Raw genomic sequence first — 15,389 nt, forward strand, 5'->3', positions numbered from 1 at the left:
AAAACGCAGGGTCAGGGCATCACTTCCAGGGTGGCCGCGTAGCTCAGGCGGCGTTCCTTGGCTTGGGGCACGGTGGTCTTGCTGTCCTTGGTGCTGGCGTCGAGCCAGTACATGCCGGCGCTCGGCCAGGTCACGCTGAACTGGCCCTTGTCGTCGGTCTTGAGCTTGAGCTCGTCGAGCTTGTCGCGGTACTGGGTGTTGCCGGCGGTCACCGTCACTTCGAGGTCCTTGGCAGGCTTGCCGTCCAGGTGCAGCGTGAAGGTGGCCTTCTCGCCCTTGGCCAGATCGGTCGGGCTGCCGGCGGCAATCAGTTCCAGGCCCTGGCCGATGGGCTTGAGCGCCGAGGGCTTGCCAACGGTCACGAAGGTTTCGATGCGGCCGGCCGATTGAGTGATGGTCACGTCCTGCGCATCGGCCGGGATTTCCTTGGCGATGGTCTCGGCGGTGCCGCGGGCGCGCTTGTTCTGGCCCGTGGCCTTGTCCTTCCAGGCGGCGAACGCGCCGTTGTTGACCACCGCGATGCGGTAGGTGCCCGGCTGTGCGACGTTCACGTCGAACACGTTGCGCAGCTTGAGCTTGGCTTCGGATTCCGGCTTGACCGTGCTGCCGTCGGGCGCGGTGATCTGCAGGCCGTCCAGGCGCAGCGGCGCGTGGTTGGCAACGAACAGGTCGTTCGAGACAGCGGCGTCGACGCTCACGGTGTCGGCCTTGGACAGCACGGTGGTCGAGGGCAGCAGCCAGGCGTTGTGCGCCTGGGTCACGGAGGCAACGGCCGAAAGAGCGAGGGCGAGGCCGGCGGCGCGCAGGGTGAAGCGGGTCATGGTGGTCCTTGGAATGAGAGGGCGAGCAGATGTGTGGTGACGGCGTTCAGGGCTTGAGTTCGAGCTTGATCTCGCCGAGCTCTTCCTTGCCGGCGGCAACCGGTTGCGCGGCGGCGGTGGGTGGCCACTGGAACGGGATGGTCACGACCTCGCGGCCGCCGACTTCACGGGCGGCTTCCACCACCAGCTTGTAGGCGCCGGGCGCGAGCTTGGGCATCGCGCCCGTGCCTTCGGTGAAGCTCAGCTGGTGCTTGCCCGCGGGCTTGCTGGCGCCGGTGACGCCGTCCACCGGCACGGCCAATTCACGGCCGCCGCGGCGCCACCACTGGCGCATGTCCTTGAGCCACTTGGTGCCTTCGCCTTCGGGGTTGTTGGTCTTGGTGCGCACGTCGTACCAGACGGCCAGCGTGCCGGCCATCGTGCTGTCGGCGCGCTCGATCCAGGTCGCCACGTAGGGGCGGTGGTACTCCGACACGTTGAGCCGGGGGATCTCGATGTTGACCGACAGGCCGGCAGCGATGGCCGGGGCCGCGAACAGCGCCGACATGGCGATCGGCGCGAGCGAGTAGCGAAGGTGCACGGGGAAACCTCTTTCTTCCTGAATCAGCAAAGACAACGCACCGGCCGATCCGTCGATCGGACCGGTCAGTGAATGAACAGCAACGCGAGCAGCACCGGCACCACCAGCCCCATGCCCACCATGGGCCAGGTGAAGGGGCGGTTGCCCGCGTGCATCTTGAGAATGAACAGCCCGGTGACCGAGAAGACCAGCGTGGCCGCCGCGAAGATGTCGATGAACCAGCTCCAGGCCGTGCCGGTGTTGCGGCCCTTGTGCAGGTCGTTGAAGTAGGAGAGCCAGCCTCGGTCGGTGCGCTCGTACTCGACCTCGCCTTCGGGCAGGCTCAGGCGCAGCCAGGCGTCGCCGCCGGGGCGGGGGAGCGAGAGGTAGATTTCGTCGTCGGACCACTCGGCCTGGCGGCCGGCGGTGTCGATGTCCCATTGGGTGCGCAGCCAAGCCTGCAGTTCGGCGGGCAGCGGGGCCTTGCCTTGCTGGGCCTTGGCGGCCGGCAGCTGTTGTTCGAGGCGGGCGCGCAGCGCATCGTCGACCGTGCCGTTGTGCGTGGTGACCACCGGCTTGGCCTCGATCTGCCCCGCGTGGTTGAGCGTAAAGCCCGTGACGCTGAACAGGATCATCCCGACGAGACAGATGGCAGAACTGACCCAATGCCACTCGTGGAGGGTCTTGAGCCAATAGGCGCGGCGGCGGTTGTCGGAACGGGCGGGGGCAGTCATCGAAAGCGCGAATTGTAGTTGCGCGAATGAGAATGACTGCTATTCAGTGGGTATAAAGTTAAGTAAAGGGCAATGAAAAACGGGGCCGAAGCCCCGTTTGTTTGCAATGTCGTGGCAGCGTTGCGTTGTGCTTACTCGAGCTCGCCCACCTGCAGCTGCAGGTAGTTCTGCAGGCCGACGCGGTCGATCAGGTCGATCTGCGTCTCGAGGAAGTCGATGTGCTCCTCGGTGTCGTCCAGGATCTCTTGCAGCAGGTCGCGCGAGACATAGTCGCGCACCGATTCGCAATGCGCGATGCCGTCCTTGATGGTGGCTTGCGCGCCGGTTTCGGCACCGAGGTCGCAACGCAGCAGCTCGGGCACGTCTTCGCCGATGTTCAGCTTGCCCAGGTCCTGCAGGTTCGGCAGGCCGTCGAGCATGAAGATGCGGTCCATGAGCTTGTCGGCGTGCTTCATCTCGCCGATGGATTCTTCGTATTCCTTCTTCGCCAGCTTGTCCAGGCCCCAGTGCTTGAGCATGCGGTAGTGGAGGAAGTACTGGTTGATCGCGGTCAGCTCGTTCTTGAGCTGCGCCTGCAGGTGTTCGATGACTTTGGGGTCGCCCTTCATGATTATTTTCCTTGTTCTGAAAGCGGTGATTGTCGGAGGGGCGAACACGCACTTGCAAGCAAACCCATGCTGCGCCGGTCTGCATGCGTGTGATGGTGATACACGTTCGTATTGACCTGACGCAAGGCGATGCGCGAGGCGATGGCAAACATAGCGGGTTCCAATACTTTCAATAGTTGATATCTATCAAAAACGATATATTGGTAGTTATACTCATGGCTCACGCTTATTTTTCCAACCGCAGCATCCAAGGAATCACATGTCCCTGATCAACACCGCAGTCCAACCCTTCAAGACCCAGGCCTACCTCAACGGCAAGTTCATCGATGTGTCCGACGAGACGCTCAAGGGCAAGTGGTCTGTGCTGATCTTCATGCCGGCGGCCTTCACCTTCAACTGCCCGACCGAAGTCGAAGACGCGGCCGACCACTACCCCGAGTTCCAGAAGCTGGGTGCCGAGGTCTACATCGTGACCACCGACACGCACTTCTCGCACAAGGTCTGGCACGACACGTCGCCGGCCGTCGGCAAGGCCAAGTTCCCCCTGGTGGGCGACCCGACCCACACGCTGACCAACGCGTTCGGCGTGCACATCCCCGAAGAAGGCCTGGCCCTGCGCGGCACCTTCGTGATCAACCCCGACGGCATCATCAAGACCGCCGAAGTGCACTCCAACGAAATCGCCCGCGACGTGAAGGAAACCCTGCGCAAGCTCAAGGCAGCGGTCTACACCGCCGAGCACCCGAACGAAGTCTGCCCGGCCAAGTGGAATGACGGCGACAAGACCATCGCTCCGTCGTTCGACCTCGTCGGCAAGATCTAAGCGCCCCGCGCAAAGCCCGGCGCTCACGAGGCCCCGGGCTTTTTTTGTCCCCAGTTGATAGTTTTCAGATATCGAAAGTGAGTCCCTCATGCTTGACGCCAGCACCAAAGCCCAATTGAAGAGTTATCTCGAGCGCGCCACGCAGCCGATCGAGATCGTTGCCTCGCTCGACGACAGCAAGGCTTCGGGCGAAATGCTGTCGCTGCTGAAGGACGTGGCCGAAGTCTCGCCGCTGGTCACGCTGACCGAAAGCCGCGACGACAGCCACCGCAAGCCCTCGTTCTCGGTCAACCGCCCGAGCGAAAACCACGGCCCGCGCTTTGCCGGCCTGCCGATGGGCCATGAATTCACGTCGCTGATCCTTGCGCTGCTGCAGATCGGCGGCTACCCCCCCAAGGTCGAGCAGGCCGTGCTCGACCAGATCAAGGCGCTCGACGGCGATTTCGAGTTCGAGATCTACGTCTCGCTCACCTGCCACAACTGCCCCGACGTGGTCCAGGCGCTGAACCTGATGGCCATCCAGAACCCGCGCATCCGCACCACGATGATCGAGGGTGGCACCTTCCAGGACGAAGTGAAGGAACGCCAGATCATGGCCGTGCCGACCGTGTTCCTGAACGGCACCGAGTTCGGCCAGGGCCGCATGAGCCTGGAAGAAATTCTGGCCAAGATCGACACCAGCGGCGTCGAACGCGAAGCCGCCAAGATCGCCGCCAAGGACGCCTTCGACGTGCTGATCGTCGGCGGTGGCCCCGCCGGTGCCGCTGCTGCCGTGTACGCCGCGCGCAAGGGCATCCGCACGGGCGTCGCCTCGGAGCGCTTCGGCGGCCAGGTGCTCGACACGCTGGGCATCGAGAACTTCATCTCGATCAAGGAAACCGAAGGACCGAAGTTCGCCCACGCCCTCGAAGAGCATGTGCGCGACTACGACGTCGACATCATGAACCTGCAGCGCGCCAAGGCACTGGTGCCGGGCAAGGACCTGATCGAGGTGCAGCTCGAAAGCGGCGCGTCGCTCAAGAGCAAGACCGTCATCATCTCGACCGGTGCCCGCTGGCGCAACATCAACGTGCCCGGCGAGCACGAGTTCAAGAACAAGGGCGTGGCCTACTGCCCGCACTGCGATGGCCCGCTGTTCAAGGGCAAGCGCGTGGCGGTGATCGGCGGCGGCAACTCGGGCGTCGAAGCCGCCATCGACCTGGCCGGCATCGTCGGCCACGTCACGCTGATCGAGTTCGACACGCAACTGCGCGCCGATGCCGTGCTGCAGCGCAAGCTCAAGAGTCTGAAGAACGTCGACATCTTCACCAACGCGCAAACCACCGAGATCACCGGCGACCAGAAGGTCAACGGGCTGGTCTACAAGGATCGCGCATCGGGCGAACTGAAGAAGGTCGAGCTCGAAGGCGTGTTCATCCAGATCGGCCTCGTGCCCAACACCGACTGGCTCAAGGGCACGGTCGAACTCACGAAGCACGGCGAGATCGTCGTCGACGCGCGCGGCCAGACCTCGGTGCCCGGCGTGTTCGCGGCGGGCGACGTGACCACGGTGCCGTTCAAGCAGATCATCATCGCGGCCGGCGACGGCGCGAAGGCGGCGCTCGGTGCGTTCGACCACCTGATCCGTACGACGGCCCCTGCGTAAAGTAGGCCTTTGGCAAGCATTGATATCGTTCAATTGAGAATTATTCTCATACAATAAATGAGCGGGCAATCACTGCCGATTGCCCCTCATTGCCAGCCAGGTCGCACGCGCGCAGTGTTCTCTCTGCGCCTCGAGGTCCAGCAAGCAGTTCATCAACTGTTTCCTGGACCTTTTTCGTGGCCGCTCATTTCCCTCGACCGTCTTCCCATCGACCCGCGCTGCTGCCCTGGCTGATCGCCTCCGCCTTCGGCATGGCCGCCGCGCCCGCGTGGTCCCAGCAACTCGCGGCGCTCGGCGAAGTGGTGGTGAGCGGATCGCGCTCCGAGCAGGCCAGGGACGACCTGCCGCTGAGCATCGAGGTCATCAACCGCCAGGACATCGAGAGCAAGCAGATCCACGACATCCGCGATGCCGTGCGCGACCTGCCCAACGTGTCGGTCAAGCGTTCGCCTGCGCGCTTCGGGTTGGCGCAGGGCAATACCGGCCGCGACAGCAATGCGGGCTTCAACATCCGCGGCCTGGACGGCAACCGCGTGCTGCTGCTGACCGACGGCATCCGCACGCCGCGCAGCTACGTGTTCAGCGCCAATGCGTTCGGACGCGACTACTTCGACATCAGCCTCGTCGAGCGCATCGAGATCATCAAGGGCCCGGCCTCGGCGCTCTACGGCTCGGACGGCCTGGCCGGGCTGGTCAACTTCATCACCCGCGAGCCCTCGTCCTTCCTGCGCGAGGGCAAGACCTTCGGCGGCAGCGCGAACATCGGCTACAGCGGCGAAGACAACGGCGTGCGCGGCGGCGTCACGCTGGCAGGCAAGGCGAACGACGTGCTCGAGTGGCTGGTGTCCGCCAACCTCGGGCACGCCAGCGAGCTCGAGAACCGGGGCTCGCTCAACGTGCCCAACCTCGACCGCACCACGCCCAACCCGCAGCGCGACCAGACCCGCTCGCTGCTGGCCAAGGCCATCCTCACGCCCAACGCCGACCAGCGCCACGCCTTCACCTTCGAACACGTCGAGAAGCGCAGCCGCTACAACCTGCTGTCGGGCGTGGCCAAGCCGCCGTATACGTCCACCTCGGTGATCGGCCTCAATGCCAAGACCGACCTCGACCGCGACCGCCTGACCTACGAAGGCCGGCTGCGCTTGAACAGCGTGGTGGCGGACAACCTGCTCGCCGTCGTGAGCTACCAGAAGGCCGGCTCGCGCGAGTACATCCACGAAGACCGCTTCACCGCGGCCGACCGCACGCGCGACGTCACCTACGACGAGAACACCTGGCAGTTCGGCCTGCAGGCCGACAAGACGATCCGCATGGGCAGCTGGGCCCAGAAGATCACCTACGGCCTGGACTACACGCGCACCAACGTCGAGAACCTGCAGACCGGCCTCGTGCCGCCGGCCGGCGAGAGCTACCCGCTCAAGCGCTTCCCCGACACGCGCGAAACCTCGAGCGCCTTCTACATCCAGGACGAGTTCATCCACGACCGCTGGAGCATCACGCCCGGCATCCGCTTCGACCGCTTCTCGCTCGACGCGAAGCAGGCGGGCTTCAACGCGCAGGCCGTGTCGCTGTCGGGCTCGGCCGTGTCGCCCAAGCTGGGCGTGCTGTTCCGCGCCACGCCGCAGTTCAGTGTGTACGGCAACTACGCCTCGGGCTTCAAGGCGCCCAACGCGTTCCAGGTGAACAACTTCTTCGAGAACGTGATCTCGGGCTACAAGACGATCCCGAACCCGAACCTCAAGCCCGAGAAGAGCCAGAACATCGAGCTGGGCGTGCGCGGGCGCACCGGCGTCCTGAGCTTCGACGTGGCCGCCTTCACCGGCGACTACAAGGACCTCATCGAGAACGACAAGCTCGTGGGCGGGCGCGGCATTCCGCGCATCGACCCGCTGATCTACCAGACCGTCAACGTCGGGCGCGCGCGCATCAGCGGCTTCGAGATCAAGGGCGAGCTCGACTTCACCGAGAACGGCAACGGTTTCTCCGTGCCCTTCGCCTACGGCCGCACGCAGGGCCGCGACCGCACCAACAACCGGCCGCTCAACTCGATCGATCCGCAGAAGTTCAGCGCCGGACTCAAGTACCAGGCGCCGTCCTGGAGCGTGCGCCTCGATGCGGTCCATCATGGCGCCAAGGAGTGGGAAGACGTCGATCGCAGCGAAGTGACCACGGGCCTGCAGTTCCGCACGCCGGCGGCCACCACGCTGGACATCAGCGCGCAATGGCGCATCCGCAAGGACCTGCGCCTGAACGCGTCGGTGACCAACCTCACCAACAAGCGCTACTGGATGTGGAGCGATGTGCGCGGCGTGACGACCACCTCGGCCATCCGCGACGCCTACACCCAGCCGGGCCGCAGCTTCAACGTCTCGCTCGTGGCGGACTTCTGACGCGCACCGCCACTTCTCTCCAAACAAAGGACACCCGATGAAAGCCGAAGACATCCGCACCCGTTTCGCCGAACTGCGCGCCAAGGGCATGCGCCACAAGGACGCGGCCGCAGCCATGGGCCTGAGCGAAGGCGCTGCCATTGCGGCGCACACGGGCCCGCACGACAAGGCGCTGCGCGCCACACGGCTGAAGGGCCCGTGGGTCGAGCTGCTGCAGGCGCTGGAGCTGTGCGGCCCCGTGCTGGCGCTCACGCGCAACGAGACCACGGTGCACGAGAAGACCGGCGTCTACGAGAAGGTGTCCGGCAGCGACGCGATGGGGCTCGCGCTGGGCGAGGTCATCGACCTGCGCCTGTTCTTCAGCCGCTGGCACGCGGGGTTCGCGGTCAGCGAGGCGGCGGCGAATGCCGGCGTGCCGCCGTCGCTGAGCCTGCAGTTCTTCAACCCGCAGGGCGTGGCGGTGCACAAGATCTTCGTGCGCGACGCGACCGACCGCGATGCGCTCCAGTCGGTCATCGACAGCTACACCGCCACATCCGATGCACCGGTGCAGTTCGTGCCCGTCGAGAAGAAGGCGGCGCCGCGCGACGACGCTGCCATCGATGCGGTCGCACTGGCTGAGGCCTGGCGCGGCATGCAGGACACGCACGAGTTCTTCGGGCTGCTCAACAAGTTCGACGTCGAGCGCCAGCAGAGCTTTCGCCTCACCGAGGGCGAGTTCACGCAGCGGGCCGAGACCGGCGCGGTGCGCGAGCTGCTGCTCGAGGCTTCGTTCGACGGCACGCCGATCATGGTGTTCGTCGGCAGCCCCGGCTGCATCCAGATCCATTCCGGGCCGGTCGTGCGCATCGAGCCGATGGAGATGCATGGCATGCAGTGGCTCAACGTGCTCGACCCCGGCTTCAACCTGCACCTGCGCGAAGACCGCATCGCGAGCGTGTGGATCGTCCAGAAGCCGACCAGCGACGGCATCGTGACCTCGGTGGAAGCCTTCGATGGCGAGGGCGAGCTGATGGCGATGTTCTTCGGTGCGCGCAAGCCCGGCGTGCCCGAGCGCGCCGAGTGGCGCCAGATCGTGGCCAAGCTCTCGCGCCTGGTCACTTCTGAGGTGCAAGCGCGATGAGTACCGAGGCCGTTCCGGGCGTGGTCGAGATCAAAGCCTTCGTGCCGGCGAAGGACTTCGCGCTGTCCGTGGCCTTCTATCAGGATCTGGGCTTCACGCTGGCCTCGAACGAGGATGGCATTGCTTACTTCTTCTGTGGCGAGAGCAGCTTCCTGCTGCAGGACTTCTACGTCCAGACCCATGCAGAGAACTTCATGATGCATCTGCTGGTCGACGACGCACTGGCCTGGTGGGACCGCGTGCAGGCGCAGCGGCTGACCGAACGCTATGCCGTGCAGGCCACGCCACCCGCCGAACGCCCGTGGGGCATGGTCGATTTCACATTGACCGACCCGACCGGCGTGCTCTGGCGCATCGCACACAACATTCCCCGGCGCGGCTGACGCGCATCCTTCTTTCGCTGTCCGTGACCCCATGACTGAACCACGCGATTCCTCTTTTCTTTCTTCTTCCGTGCCGCGTCGTCGTGATGCGCTGCGCCTGCTTTCCGCCGCAGCACTCGGTGCGGGCGCATGGCCCGCGTTCGCACAGGACAGCAAGCGCCTGCCGCGGCTGGTCACGGTCAGCGGTGCGATCACCGAGGTGGTCTATGCGCTCGGCGCCGAAGGCCAGCTGGTCGGCACGGACACGACCAGCCTGTTTCCCGCTGCCGCGCGCGCCACGCCGAAAGTGGGCTACATGCGCCAGCTGTCGGCCGAAGGGCTGCTGTCCCTGAAGCCCGACGCGATCATCGCGACCAACGAGTCGGGCCCGACCGTCGTGCTCGACCAGATCCGCACGGCCGGCGTGAAGGTCGAGATCATCGAGGCTGACCACAGCTGGGGCGAGGTGCAGCGCAAGGTGCAGGCCGTGGGCCGCGCCGCTGCCAAGGAGGCGCAGGCGCGCGAACTGCAGGCCCGGCTCGATGCCGAGTGGGCGCAGGTGCTGCAGCGCATCGGCGGCGTGAAGGGCCGCAAGCCGAAGGTGCTGTTCGTTCTGTCGCACAGTGCGAGCCCGCAGGTGTCCGGCGAGAAGACCGCGGCGCATGCGGTGATCGGCTTCGCGGGTGGCGTGAATGCACTGAGCGGTTTCAACGGCTATCGGCCGATGACGGCCGAGGCCATGGCCAGTGCGGCGCCCGACATCATCCTCACGAGCACGCAGAGCATCGAGGCGCACGGCGGCGTCGACAAGTTCTGGGAGCGGCCCGAACTGGCGCTGACGCCGGCTTATAAGAAGCGCGCGCTCATCACGCAGGACGCCTTGCTGCTGCTGGGCTTCGGCCCGCGCCTGCCGGCCGCCATCGGCGAGTTGCACGACAAGTTCCGGGCCGCGCTGGCATGAGTCAGCGCTTCGGGGCGCGTGCCGTGCTTTGCGGCAGCGCGGTGCTGCTCGTCGCAGCCTTCGCGGTGGGGGCCGTGTCGGGTGCCTACGCCATCAGTCTTTCGCAGCTCTGGAATGTGTTGACCTCACTGGGGCAGGGCGCAAGCAGCCAATCGCCCGAGCACCTCGTGTTCCTCAACATCCGTTTGCCGCGCCTGGTTCTCGGCGTGGCGGCGGGTGCGGGGCTCGGCATGGCGGGCACGCTGATGCAGGGGCTGTTCCGCAATCCGCTGGCCGACCCGGGGCTGATCGGCATCAGCAGCGGCGCGGCGCTGGCGGCCGGCGTGACCATCGTGCTGGGCGCCTCGTTCTGGCCGATGCTGCCGCGCACGCTCGGCAGCTGGACGCTGGTGCTCATGGCTTTCGGCGGTGGCTTCGTCGTGACCTTGCTGATCTACGGTCTGTCGCGCAGCGAAGGCGGCACGCGCATGGCGCTGATGCTGCTGGCGGGCATTGCGATCAATGCGCTGGCCGGTGCCGGCCTCGGCCTGCTGAGCGTGATGGCGACCGACGAGCAACTGCGCAGCCTGCAGTTCTGGCTGCTGGGCAGCCTGGGCGGCGCGCGCTGGAGCGCGGTCATCCTGGTGGGCGTGGCGGTGTTGCTCTCATGCTGGGCCGCGGCGTCGCTCGCTTCGCCCCTGAACGCCATCGCGCTCGGCGAGGCGCAGGCGGCGCTGCTGGGTGTGGACGTGGAACGCACCAAGCGGCGCGCCGTGGTCATCACGGCGGTGGCGGTGGGTGCGGTGACGGCCACGACCGGGATCATCGGTTTCATCGGCCTGATCGCGCCGCATTGGGTGCGCATGGTGGCCGGGCCCGACCACCGCATCGTGCTGCCGGCCTCGGCGCTGCTGGGCGCGGCACTGGTGCTCGCGGCCGACACGGTGGCGCGCACGGTGATGGCGCCGGCCGAACTGCCGCTGGGCGTGCTCACGGCCTTCATCGGCGTGCCGATGTTCCTCTTGATGCTGCGGCATTTCAGGGGGCGCATATGACGACGGCGACGGGACATGGGGCGCTGGCGTGCGCCGGCGTCGAGGTGCGCATCGGCGCGAAGACCTTGCTGGCGAATGCGTCGGTCGAACTGGCGCCGGGCCGCGTGACCGCGATCCTCGGCCCGAACGGCGCGGGCAAGTCGACGCTGCTGTCGGTGCTGGCCGGCCAGCGCGAGCCGACGCAGGGCAGGGCGATGCTCGACGGCCGGCCACTGTCAGACCACGGCATGCCCACGCTGGCATTGCGCCGGGCCCTGATGCCGCAGGAAAGCGCGGTCGCCTTCGACTTCACGGCGCAGGACATCGTCGCGCTCGGCCGCTACCCGCACCGCCGCGCGCCGACCCGCGACGAGGACGCGATCATGGCCGAGGCGATGGCCCTGACCGACGTCACGGCGCTGGCGCCGCGGATTCTCAACACGCTGTCGGGCGGCGAGAAGGCGCGGGTTCATCTGGCGCGGGCGCTGGCCCAGCTCTGGCATCCGCGCCCCGACGGCGCGAGCCGCTGGCTGCTGCTCGACGAGCCGACCGCCGCGCTCGACCTCGCGCACCAGCATTCGGCGATGCGCCTGCTGCGCGCCTGGGCGGCGCGGGGCGTGGGCGTGGTGGCCGTGCTGCACGACCTGAATCTGGCGCGGCGCTACGCCGATGAGGTCGTGGTGCTGGGGGCGCCCGGCGGCCTGCGCCAGGGGGCGACCGCCGACGTGCTGCGGCCCGCGCTGATCGAGGCCGTCTGGCGCATGCCCTGCCAGCCGGTGACCGGCGCGGACGGCGTCACGCAGTATCTGTTCGGATAGTCCGTCGGGTGGGCGGTGTTTGCTACTGAAAAGATAGCGGATCAGTAGACCAACCGCTCCGGCCGCAGCTCCTGCAGGATCGTGGTGGCGATTTCCTCGATCGACTTGGTGGTCGTCGAGAGCCAGCGGATGCCGGCGCGCCGCATCATGGCCTCGGCCTCGCTGATTTCGTGGCGGCAGTTCTCCAGGCTGGCGTAGCGCGAGTTGGGCCGGCGTTCGTTGCGGATCTCGCTCAGCCGCTCGGGCTGGATCGTCAGGCCGAAGATCTTCTTGCGGTGCGGGCTCAGCGCCGGCGGGAGCTGGCGGCGGTCGAAGTCTTCGGGAATCAGCGGGTAATTGGCCGCCTTCAGGCCGTGCTGCATCGCCAGGTAGAGCGAGGTGGGCGTCTTGCCGCTGCGGCTCACGCCGACCAGGATCACGTCGGCGCCTTCCAGGTCGCGGTGGCTCTGGCCGTCGTCGTGCTGCAGGCTGAAGTCGATGGCCGCGATGCGGTCGTTGTAGGCCTTGCTCTTGCTGACGTCGCTGAAGCGGCCGATGCGGTGGTTCGACTTCATGGCCAGCTCGATTTCCAGCGGCCGCACGAAGGTGCCGAACATGTCCAGCAGCATGCCCTTGCAGCCGGTTTCGATCACGCCCAGCACGTCCATGTTGGCCAGCGTGGTGAAGACGATGGGCCGAACGCCCTCGACTTCGGCCGTGTGGTTGATCTGCCGCACCGCCTGGTGCGCCTTGTCGACCGTGTCGGTGAACGGCAGCCGCACGTGGCGCGGCTTCATCTCGAACTGGGCCAGAACGGCGTTGCCGAAGGTTTCGGCGGTGATGCCGGTGCCGTCGGAGACGAAGAAAACGGTGCGTGTATGCATGGTGTTGCTTTTGCGGCGGAGTCCTGCGGCGCGCGCGACCTGCCACGCCTACAATCCGGGCCATTATCGGGAATCCGCTTTCCCCACCCCCTCGAATTCTTTCCATGCACACCGCGACCGCACCCAAAGCAACGACAACGATCGTGCTGCGCCGTCTGCATGCAGCGCCGGTTTCAACTTCTGGAGCTTCCCCATGTCTGCACTTTTCGAGGCGACCGCACTGGTCGTGCCATTTGAAAACCTGAGGATGACCGACGTCGAGTCGGTTGGCGGCAAGAACGCCAGCCTCGGCGAAATGATCTCGCAGCTGCCACAGGGCGTGCGCGTGCCGACTGGTTTTGCGACCACGGCCCACGCGTTCCGCCAGTTCCTGGCGCACGACGGCCTGGCCGACAAGATCAGCAAGCGCCTTGCCGCGCTGGACACCGAAGACGTGCGCGCCCTGGCCGCGGCCGGCGCTGAAATCCGCGCCATGGTCGAGGCCCAGCCATTCCCGGCCGACCTGCAGAAAGCCATCGGCGAGGCCTTTGCCACGCTGAGCGCCGGCAACCCCGCCGCCTCGTTCGCCGTGCGTTCCTCGGCCACCGCCGAAGACCTGCCCGACGCCTCGTTCGCCGGTCAGCAGGAAACCTTCCTGAACGTGGTCGGCATCGACGACGTGCTGCACAAGATGAAGGAGGTGTTCGCCTCCCTGTACAACGACCGTGCCATCAGCTACCGCGTGCACAAGGGCTTCGAGCACGACGTGGTCGCGCTGTCGGCCGGCGTGCAGCGCATGGTGCGCTCCGACCTCGGCGCTGCCGGCGTGATGTTCACCATCGACACCGAGTCGGGCTTCGACCAGGTGGTGTTCATCACCTCGAGCTACGGCCTGGGCGAGACGGTGGTGCAGGGCTCGGTGAATCCCGACGAGTTCTACGTGCACAAGCCGACCCTCAAGGCCGGCAAGAAGGCCGTGATCCGCCGCAACCTCGGCTCCAAGCTGATCCAGATGGAGTTCGCCACGCCCGAAGAGAAGAAGGCGAGCGGCAAGCTGGTCAAGACCACCGACGTCAAGGCCGAGCAGCGCAACCGCTACTCGCTGAGCGACGCCGATGTCGAGCAACTGGCCCGTTATGCGCTGGTGATCGAAGAGCACTACGGCCGCCCGATGGACATCGAGTGGGGCAAGGACGGCACCGACGGCCACCTCTACATCCTGCAGGCGCGTCCCGAAACGGTGAAGAGCCAGCAGCAGGGCAAGGCCGAGCAGCGCTACAAGCTGCTGGGCAAGGGCGCCGTGCTGGCCGAAGGCCGTGCCATCGGCCAGAAGATCGGCACGGGTGCCGTGCGCATCGTGCACAACATCAGCGAGATGGACCAGGTGCAGGCCGGCGACGTGCTCGTCACCGACATGACCGACCCCAACTGGGAACCGGTGATGAAGCGCGCCGCCGCCATCGTCACCAACCGCGGCGGTCGCACCTGCCACGCGGCCATCATCGCGCGCGAACTCGGCATTCCGGCCGTGGTCGGCTGCGGCGACGCCACCGACCTGCTCAAGGACGGCACGCTCGTCACCGTGAGCTGCGCCGAGGGCGACACCGGCTTCATCTACGACGGCCTGCTCGAGACCGAAGTGACCGAAGTGCAGCGCGGCGTGATGCCCGAGATCGATCTGAAGATCATGATGAACGTGGGCAACCCCCAGCTCGCCTTCGACTTCGCGCAGCTGCCGAACCACGGCGTGGGCCTGGCGCGCCTGGAGTTCATCATCAACAACAACATCGGCGTGCACCCGAAGGCGATCCTCGACTACCCGAACGTCGACAACGACCTGAAGAAGGCTGTCGAATCGGTGGCCCGCGGCCATGCCTCGCCGCGCGCGTTCTACGTCGACAAGGTGACCGAGGGCGTCGCGACCATCGCCGCCGCGTTCTGGCCCAAGCCCGTCATCGTGCGCCTGTCGGACTTCAAGTCGAACGAGTACCGCAAGCTGATCGGCGGCAGCCGCTACGAGCCCGAAGAAGAAAACCCGATGCTGGGTTTCCGCGGCGCGGCGCGCTACCTGAGCGCCGACTTCGGCGAAGCCTTTGCCATGGAGTGCGAGGCGCTCAAGCGCGTGCGCAACGACATGGGCCTGACCAACGTGCAGATCATGGTGCCCTTCGTGCGCACCCTGGGCCAGGCCGAGCGCGTGACCACGCTGCTGGGCGAGCATGGCCTCAAGCGCGGCGAGAACGCGCTCAAGCTGATCATGATGTGCGAAGTGCCGAGCAATGCCGTGTTGCCGGAAGAGTTCCTGAAGTTCTTCGACGGTTTCTCGATCGGTTCGAACGACCTGACCCAGCTCACGCTGGGCCTGGACCGCGACTCCGGCCTCGAGCTGCTGGCGGCTGACTTCGACGAACGCGACCCGGCCATCAAGGCGTTGCTGAGCCGCGTCATCAAGGCCTGCAAGGCCGAAGGCAAGTACGTCGGCATCTGCGGACAGGGCCCCAGCGACCACCCCGACTTCGCGCTGTGGTTGGCGGAGCAGGGCATCGAATCGATCTCGCTGAACCCGGACAGCGTGATCGACACCTGGCAGCAACTGGCCCAAAGAGGCTGAGTCAGCGCGCGGCGGGCATGCACCGCCGCGTGACGCAGCACGGCGAATGGCGGAAATCCCCATGGGGGATTCCCCC

14 protein-coding genes are annotated in these 15,389 nt (G+C 66.3%); 9 read left to right on the forward strand and 5 right to left on the reverse strand.

The window, feature by feature from the left end; genetic code table 11:
* Positions 1–11 precede the first annotated feature (11 nt).
* From ACAM42_RS12410 to bfr, 4 genes are all read right to left on the reverse strand, one after another.
* The gene (locus ACAM42_RS12410) at positions 12–821 is read right to left on the reverse strand and encodes a DUF4198 domain-containing protein (RefSeq protein ID WP_095744690.1); all 810 of its coding nucleotides are present in this window, start codon (positions 819–821) and stop codon (positions 12–14) included.
* A 46-nt stretch (positions 822–867) separates the two neighbouring features.
* Positions 868–1,368, reverse strand: coding sequence for a DUF2271 domain-containing protein (locus ACAM42_RS12415; RefSeq protein ID WP_185993643.1), 501 nt, complete (start codon positions 1,366–1,368; stop codon positions 868–870).
* Positions 1,369–1,466: 98 nt separating this feature from the next.
* Positions 1,467–2,114, reverse strand: a complete 648-nt coding sequence (locus ACAM42_RS12420; RefSeq protein WP_369632180.1) for a PepSY-associated TM helix domain-containing protein — start codon at positions 2,112–2,114, stop codon at positions 1,467–1,469.
* A 131-nt stretch (positions 2,115–2,245) separates the two neighbouring features.
* Complete coding sequence (gene bfr, locus ACAM42_RS12425) at positions 2,246–2,722, reverse strand: bacterioferritin (RefSeq protein ID WP_062473038.1); 477 nt, start codon at positions 2,720–2,722, stop codon at positions 2,246–2,248.
* Positions 2,723–2,981: 259 nt separating this feature from the next.
* Here bfr and ahpC point away from each other — a divergent pair, with 259 nt between their 5' ends.
* From ahpC to ACAM42_RS12465, 8 genes are all read left to right on the forward strand, one after another.
* Positions 2,982–3,545: an alkyl hydroperoxide reductase subunit C gene (ahpC, locus tag ACAM42_RS12430; RefSeq protein WP_062473036.1), complete on the forward strand. Its 564-nt coding sequence runs from the start codon at positions 2,982–2,984 to the stop codon at positions 3,543–3,545.
* 88 nt (positions 3,546–3,633) lie between these two features.
* A complete protein-coding gene (ahpF, locus tag ACAM42_RS12435) occupies positions 3,634–5,190 on the forward strand; it encodes an alkyl hydroperoxide reductase subunit F (protein WP_095950792.1) in 1,557 nt (518 codons plus the stop codon).
* Positions 5,191–5,366: 176 nt separating this feature from the next.
* Positions 5,367–7,583: a TonB-dependent hemoglobin/transferrin/lactoferrin family receptor gene (locus ACAM42_RS12440; protein ID WP_369632181.1), complete on the forward strand. Its 2,217-nt coding sequence runs from the start codon at positions 5,367–5,369 to the stop codon at positions 7,581–7,583.
* Positions 7,584–7,620: 37 nt separating this feature from the next.
* Positions 7,621–8,706, forward strand: a complete 1,086-nt coding sequence (locus ACAM42_RS12445; RefSeq protein WP_369632182.1) for a hemin-degrading factor — start codon at positions 7,621–7,623, stop codon at positions 8,704–8,706.
* A complete protein-coding gene (locus ACAM42_RS12450; protein WP_369632183.1) occupies positions 8,703–9,089 on the forward strand; it encodes a VOC family protein in 387 nt (128 codons plus the stop codon). The genes ACAM42_RS12445 and ACAM42_RS12450 overlap by 4 nt, the downstream gene beginning before the upstream one ends.
* 31 nt (positions 9,090–9,120) lie before the next feature.
* Entirely contained in the window at positions 9,121–10,029 is a 909-nt protein-coding gene (locus tag ACAM42_RS12455) for a hemin ABC transporter substrate-binding protein (protein WP_369632184.1), read from the forward strand.
* A complete protein-coding gene (locus tag ACAM42_RS12460; RefSeq protein ID WP_369632185.1) occupies positions 10,026–11,063 on the forward strand; it encodes a FecCD family ABC transporter permease in 1,038 nt (345 codons plus the stop codon). Before ACAM42_RS12455 ends, ACAM42_RS12460 begins: the two co-directional genes overlap by 4 nt.
* Positions 11,060–11,860 (forward strand): heme ABC transporter ATP-binding protein, encoded by an 801-nt coding sequence (locus tag ACAM42_RS12465; RefSeq protein ID WP_369632186.1) that lies wholly within the window; start codon positions 11,060–11,062, stop codon positions 11,858–11,860. The genes ACAM42_RS12460 and ACAM42_RS12465 overlap by 4 nt, the downstream gene beginning before the upstream one ends.
* Positions 11,861–11,901: 41 nt before the next feature.
* Here ACAM42_RS12465 and ACAM42_RS12470 read toward each other — a convergent pair whose 3' ends face one another.
* On the reverse strand, positions 11,902–12,723 hold the full coding sequence (locus ACAM42_RS12470; protein WP_062473023.1) for a pyruvate, water dikinase regulatory protein: 822 nt from the start codon (positions 12,721–12,723) through the stop codon (positions 11,902–11,904).
* A 193-nt stretch (positions 12,724–12,916) separates the two neighbouring features.
* Here ACAM42_RS12470 and ppsA point away from each other — a divergent pair, with 193 nt between their 5' ends.
* A complete protein-coding gene (gene ppsA, locus ACAM42_RS12475; protein WP_062473021.1) occupies positions 12,917–15,313 on the forward strand; it encodes a phosphoenolpyruvate synthase in 2,397 nt (798 codons plus the stop codon).
* Positions 15,314–15,389 lie beyond the last annotated feature (76 nt).

It is taken from the genome of Variovorax sp. V35, from assembly GCF_041154465.1.
In the GTDB taxonomy this organism is placed as follows: domain Bacteria; phylum Pseudomonadota; class Gammaproteobacteria; order Burkholderiales; family Burkholderiaceae_C; genus Variovorax; species Variovorax boronicumulans.